This is a genomic window from Paenibacillus sp. USHLN196 (assembly GCF_037144955.1).
Classification (GTDB): Bacteria; Bacillota; Bacilli; order Paenibacillales; family Paenibacillaceae; genus Paenibacillus; species Paenibacillus xylanexedens_C.
This window is the reverse complement of sequence record NZ_JBBCYH010000028.1, coordinates 45,345-51,626: the sequence shown is the minus strand read 5'-3', so window position 1 is coordinate 51,626 and position 6,282 is coordinate 45,345. Positions and strand designations below refer to the sequence as shown.

The window sequence follows — 6,282 nt, the reverse complement described above, 5'->3', positions numbered from 1 at the left end:
CGACCGTTAAGCCCTCTAGCGCCGATGGTACTTGGACCGCAGGGTCCTGGGAGAGTAGGACGCCGCCAAGCAAAGAACCACTGCCGATGTTATTCGGTGGTGGTTTTTATTATATAGTTGTAATATGCAGTATGGGATTAAAATACAGATTGAATTTGGTGATTTATCAGCACAATAGTATGTATAAAGGTAACGTTATTCGATACGAATTGACGTTTTTTTGTCGTAATAACTAGACTTGTCCGCTCTGGAAAAACAGTTGTGTTCATCAGGCAATACACCTGATATAACCAAGTACTTTTCCTTGACAGTCTAAATATCGCTTTGCTAAGATGGCAATAATAAATTTTTCAGAAAACGTATTTTCGGCGTGAAATACAGCCTGGAATCTTCGGGTTTTGGACCGTAAAGCTGAGCAAACATAAGGAGGAACACTTGCGTGTGGGAAGATAAATTTGGTAAGGAAGGCCTCACCTTTGATGATGTATTGCTAGTGCCACGGAAATCCGAGACACTGCCTAAAGAAGTAGATGTATCTATTCGTTTGAGCGATAGTGTAAAGTTAAACATTCCTTTGATCAGTGCAGGTATGGATACGGTAACTGAAGCGACACTGGCTATTGCCATTGCGCGTGAAGGCGGTATCGGTATTATCCATAAAAATATGTCGGTTGAACAACAGGCAGAAGAAGTGGATCGAGTTAAACGTTCGGAGAGTGGTGTAATTACAAACCCGTTCTCACTGACAGCAGATCACCTGGTATCTGATGCAGAAGCAGTAATGGCGAAATATCGGATCTCCGGTGTTCCTATTATTGAAGGAGATCAGAAGCTGGTTGGTATTTTGACCAACCGTGATTTGCGTTTTATCCATGATTATGGCATCAAAATTAGCGAAGTCATGACTCGTGAGAATCTGGTTACAGCTCCTGTAGGTACTACACTGCAAGAAGCTGAAGGTATCCTTCAGAAGCACAAGATTGAAAAACTTCCATTAGTTGATGAGACGAACACATTGAAAGGTCTTATCACCATTAAAGATATTGAAAAAGCCATTCAATTCCCTCATGCAGCCAAAGATGCTCAAGGCCGTTTGTTGGTTGGTGCAGCGATTGGTATCTCCAAAGATACATTCGAACGTGCAGATGCTTTGGTACAAGCTGGTGTCGACTTGATTACGGTAGACTCGGCTCACGGACACCACATCAACATCATTGAAGCTGTACGTCAGCTTCGTGAACGTTTCCCTAGCCTGACCATCGTTGCAGGTAACGTCGCTACTGGCGCCGCAACTCGTGACCTGATCGAAGCAGGTGCTTCAGTGGTCAAAGTGGGTATTGGCCCAGGGTCGATATGTACAACACGTGTTATCGCTGGTATCGGTGTACCTCAAGTAACTGCAGTATACGATTGCGCAACAGTGGCACGTGAATATGGAGTTCCGATTATCGCGGATGGCGGAATTAAATATTCTGGTGAAATCACGAAGGCGCTGGCTGCAGGAGCACACGCAGTTATGCTGGGAAGTTTGTTTGCCGGCACAGCGGAAAGCCCGGGGGAAACTGAGATCTTCCAAGGACGTAGCTACAAAGTATATCGCGGCATGGGTTCAATGGCTGCAATGAAACAAGGTAGTAAAGATCGTTACTTCCAAGATGATGACAAGAAACTGGTTCCGGAAGGAATCGAAGGTCGTGTCGCTTACAAAGGACCATTGTCCGATACGATCCACCAACTGATTGGTGGTCTGCGTTCGGGTATGGGATACTGTGGTACAAGCAACTTGGAGCAGCTTCGTAACGATACGGGCTTTATCCGAATTACAGGTGCGGGACTGCGCGAAAGTCATCCCCATGATGTGCAGATTACCAAAGAAGCACCTAACTACTCGTTGTAATCGGAAGAGAGTTAATCATTTCCAGGACAGGCTCGGTGATTTTCACCGGGTCTGTCTTTTTTTGCAGATACCCCTGTGATAGAATAGAACAAGCGGTGACGATCCAGGGATGGATTAAGGCGTTGCGGCGGCTATTTGACGTGAATCTATGAATATGGTTTTGAAAAGCAAACGGAATGCCAGAAAAGACTGGCAGCTAAACAGAAGCGCGGACGTCCTTTTACATAAGCATTCGCAAAATGCGGACTAAGTGACATTTAATAACGAACTTTAGGAGCAATAATATTGCTTGTTCGATATAGCGGATATACCACACATCTCATACATCTTTGCACAGGCTAGGGAATAAGAAAATTGCAGCTTAAGCTGCACTGAAGCATTTAACCATGCTTTGGATCGAAGGGAGTATTCATCATTGAAAGCCAAACACTTGAATAAAAAGAAACGCCAAATGCTCAAAAAGAGCGTAGCCTCGGTTATGCTAATTAACATGCTATGCATGTCTGCAGTAATGCCGGTTATGGCTGCTGCGGATAACTCCAGTCAGGTTCTGACTGCTGCAGCGACAACAACGAAGACGGAGAAAGCCGTGCAAGTTCCTGGAGTAGACTCACTGGGGCTTGAAGTTAGATCAGCGGTGCTTATGGAAGCCTCAACGGGACAGATCCTACTAAATGTCGATGCGGATAAAGCAATGCCGCCTGCCAGTATGACCAAGATGATGACAGAGTACATTGTCGCAGAACAGGTCAAACAAGGAAAATTCGGTTGGGACGATATTGTAACTGTTAAAAAGAATGCTGCACAAAGTGTCGGATCACGTATCTTCCTGGCGGAAGGAGACCAGCATACGGTTAGGGATCTTTATATTGCTATGGCTGTTGGCTCTGCCAATGACGCTACGGTTGCTTTGGCTGAACATGTTGCAGGTTCGGAAGAAGCTTTCGTGAAAATGATGAATGATGAAGCGAAGCGTATGGGGATGAAGGATACCTTCTTCATTAACTCTTCGGGTCTGGATCGTGCAGATATGCCTGCCGACTTCCGCCCGGCGGAAGACAAGGAAACAGTGATGTCTGCACTGGATGCAGCGATTCTGTGCCGATATATCATTATGGATCACCCGGACTACAAAGAATTCACAACCATTCAATCCTACAAGTTCCGTCCTAATGATAAAGCTCCAATCATCAATTACAACTGGATGCTGGAAGCGAATAAAAATATAACCAATTTCAAAAGCTATGCCTATGAAGGTCTCGACGGAATGAAAACAGGCCATACAACGAATGCGGGCAATAACTTCACGGGTACGGCGGAGCGTAATGATATGCGTCTGATCAGTGTTGTTATGGGCACTGATTCGGAATCTGCACGTTTCAGAGAAACCAAAAAGGTACTGGACTTTGGATTTAACAACTTTGAAGTGAAACAAGCTGTCGCAGGCAAGAACAAAGTAACGGGCTGGGAAGCTGTACCTTTGAAAAAAGGGAAAGAAACGACCGTTCCTGTCGTAACAGATAATGCAGTAAGTTTCGTTGTTCCCAAAGGTACTCAAAAACTGGATGTGACGTTCAAAGCCAACGTAACTGAGGCGGACAAGCTGGTAGCGCCAATCAAGGCAGGTACAAAGGTTGGTACGGTAACGTACACGTATAAAGCAGATGGAATTGAGCCTCAGGAAAAAACAGTGAACTTGATCACTGCTGAAGAGGCTGATAAAGGCGGATGGTTCCGTCTGTTCTTCCGTGCTGTAAAGGATTTCTTCGTGGATCTCTTTGACGGAATCAAAAACCTGTTTTAACCAATAGCGTATTTCTCGTATAAGAGCATGATCATGTTTTTTAATATTGATGTGGTCAAATCACTGACAAAATGCAAGTTATTCCAACCGGATGGATTGTATATTTACAATTTTTCCGGTAAAATATCAAGTTAGAATTCTACGTATGATGATGTAAATAAGTCCATTGTTTTTTACCTGGGAGAGCGGGTTAACCGTTATATTCAAGGCAATGAACGACATATGCATTACGGGCCGAAGTGTCTAAGAATCTTGGAGCAGCGATGAAAGGCATTGAGATTTACAAACTTGCACCTTCTGAGCGTATGCAAGATCCGGCTGGTAAGAGAAGGGGAATGTTCATATGAAGATCGGCGTATTAGCACTTCAGGGAGCTGTCACAGAGCATATTCGGAGTATTGAACGTGCCGGAGCAGAAGGTGTGGCAATCAAACAGGTTCAGCAATTAGAGGACTTGGACGGTCTTATCCTTCCTGGCGGGGAAAGCACCACGATCGGTAAACTGATGCGCAAGTACGGGTTTATGGATGCCATTCGAGCGTTCGCTGCTGAGGGCAAACCGGTATTTGGTACCTGTGCTGGTTTGATCGTTATGGCCAAACACATTGCAGGGCAAGAAGAGGCTCATTTGGAGCTAATGGATATGACTGTATCCCGAAATGCATTTGGACGGCAGAGAGAAAGCTTTGAGACAGACTTACCAGTCAAAGGTATTGAGGAAACGGTAAGGGCTGTGTTTATCCGTGCACCCTTAATTGAGAGTGTTGGAGACCAGGTAGAGGTTCTCTCCACTTACAAAGATGAGATTGTTACTGCACGCCAGGGACATTTGCTGGCTTGCTCCTATCATCCGGAGTTGACGGATGACTATCGTCTGCATGCTTATTTTGTAGACATGGCCAAATCCTACAGACCCTCGGTAGACCCTAAATAAAGCATGATGTACAACCTATGATCTCCCGGTCATCGGATCACTTCCCCAGAAGCCTTGTAGGGCCGCTGGTTGGCAGTTGCATCTGACGGATGCCTGATGTTGCTTGTATCTGCTTCAAAGCGGGAATCGCAGCGGAGGGTGACACCTGGACCATAGGTTGTTTTTTTGGTTACAGGGTCCGATAAGTATATAGTAAGGTATACACAGTAGAGTTATGAGATTGGATTAAACATAAAGCTTCACTTCGTGGGGTTATTTAGGAGGTTATATCGTGCTTGATGTGAAAATATTGCGGAATGAGTATGCACGTGTAGAAGAAGCATTGACTAACCGTGGCAAATCGCTGGATCTTGTCGCTGGATTTACGGAAATGGATGCCAAGCGTCGGGAGTTGCTTCAAGAGAGTGAAACCCTGAAGAGTCGCCGGAATACGGTATCTGGTGAAGTCGCTAGATTGAAGAAGAACCGTGAGGATGCAGACGAACTGATTGTGGAGATGCGTGAAGTCTCTGACCGAATCAAAGCCATGGATGAAGAAGTTCGTGAACTGGAATTGAAGATCAATGATCTCACGATGGCCATTCCGAACATTCCTAACGAAAGTGTACCTATTGGAGCTTCTGAAGCGGATAATGTTGAGATTCGTCGCTGGGAAGAGCCCAAGTCATTTACTTTTGCACCAAAAGCACACTGGGAAATTGCACAGGATCTCGATATCCTTGATTTTGAAGCAGCTGCCAAAGTAACAGGTTCCCGTTTTACCTTTTATAAAGGTCTGGGTGCACGTCTGGAACGTGCATTGATCAATTTCATGATGGATCTGCACAGCGATCAGCATGGGTATGAGGAGATCTTGCCTCCATATATCGTCAATCGGGACAGCCTGTTCGGAACAGGTCAACTGCCTAAGTTCGAAGAAGATCTGTTCAAGTTGAAAGATACTGAATATTATCTGATTCCTACCGCTGAAGTTCCGGTAACGAACTACCATCGCGAAGAGATTCTGAATATAGATCAATTGCCTAAGCACTTTGTGGCTTACAGCTCTTGTTTCCGTTCTGAAGCTGGTTCGGCTGGACGGGATACACGTGGGTTGATTCGTCAGCATCAATTCAACAAAGTAGAGTTGCTGAAGCTTTCTACTCCAGAGACATCGTATGAAGAGCTGGAGCAAATGACACAAAATGCGGAGCGCGTGCTTCAATTACTGGGCTTGCCATACCGTGTTCTAACCCTTTGCACTGCAGATATGGGCTTCACTTCAGCTAAAACGTATGATATTGAAGTGTGGTTGCCTGAGAGCGACACCTATCGTGAAATTTCTTCCTGCTCCAACTGTGAGGACTTCCAGGCACGTCGTGCCAATATCCGTTTCCGCAGAGAGCCAAAAGCTAAACCGGAATTTGTTCATACATTGAACGGTTCGGGGTTGGCCGTTGGTCGTACTGTAGCAGCAATCCTGGAGAACTATCAACAGGAAGATGGCACGGTTGTCATTCCGGAAGCATTGCGTCCTTATATGGGCGGCATCAGTGTGATTGCACGTCGTTCTTAAGAGTGAGTTAACGTTCCACATCTCAAAAAGAATACCAATCCTGTCCGTCATTTCTGAATGGCGGATAGGAAGGTATTGTATATCTAAATCCG

At 45.3% G+C, this 6,282-nt stretch carries 4 protein-coding genes; all 4 read left to right on the top strand.

The features are described from left to right. Positions 1–439 precede the first annotated feature (439 nt). Positions 440–1,897, top strand: a complete 1,458-nt coding sequence (gene guaB / locus WFI24_RS33470; protein WP_062838151.1) for an IMP dehydrogenase — start codon at positions 440–442, stop codon at positions 1,895–1,897. 415 nt (positions 1,898–2,312) lie between these two features. Beyond that, a complete protein-coding gene (locus WFI24_RS33465) occupies positions 2,313–3,701 on the top strand; it encodes a D-alanyl-D-alanine carboxypeptidase family protein (protein ID WP_336766085.1) in 1,389 nt (462 codons plus the stop codon). A 343-nt stretch (positions 3,702–4,044) separates the two neighbouring features. Then, entirely contained in the window at positions 4,045–4,635 is a 591-nt protein-coding gene (gene pdxT, locus WFI24_RS33460) for a pyridoxal 5'-phosphate synthase glutaminase subunit PdxT (protein ID WP_145326587.1), read from the top strand. 271 nt (positions 4,636–4,906) lie between these two features. Further along, the gene (gene serS / locus WFI24_RS33455) at positions 4,907–6,190 is read left to right on the top strand and encodes a serine--tRNA ligase (RefSeq protein WP_336766083.1); all 1,284 of its coding nucleotides are present in this window, start codon (positions 4,907–4,909) and stop codon (positions 6,188–6,190) included. Positions 6,191–6,282: the final 92 nt, after the last annotated feature.

Bases quoted from the DNA above. Each gene is read 5' to 3' on its own strand.
- pdxT (WP_145326587.1), top strand. From the start codon at position 4,045: ATGAAGATCGGCGTATTAGCACTTCAGGGAGCTGTCACAGAGCATATT.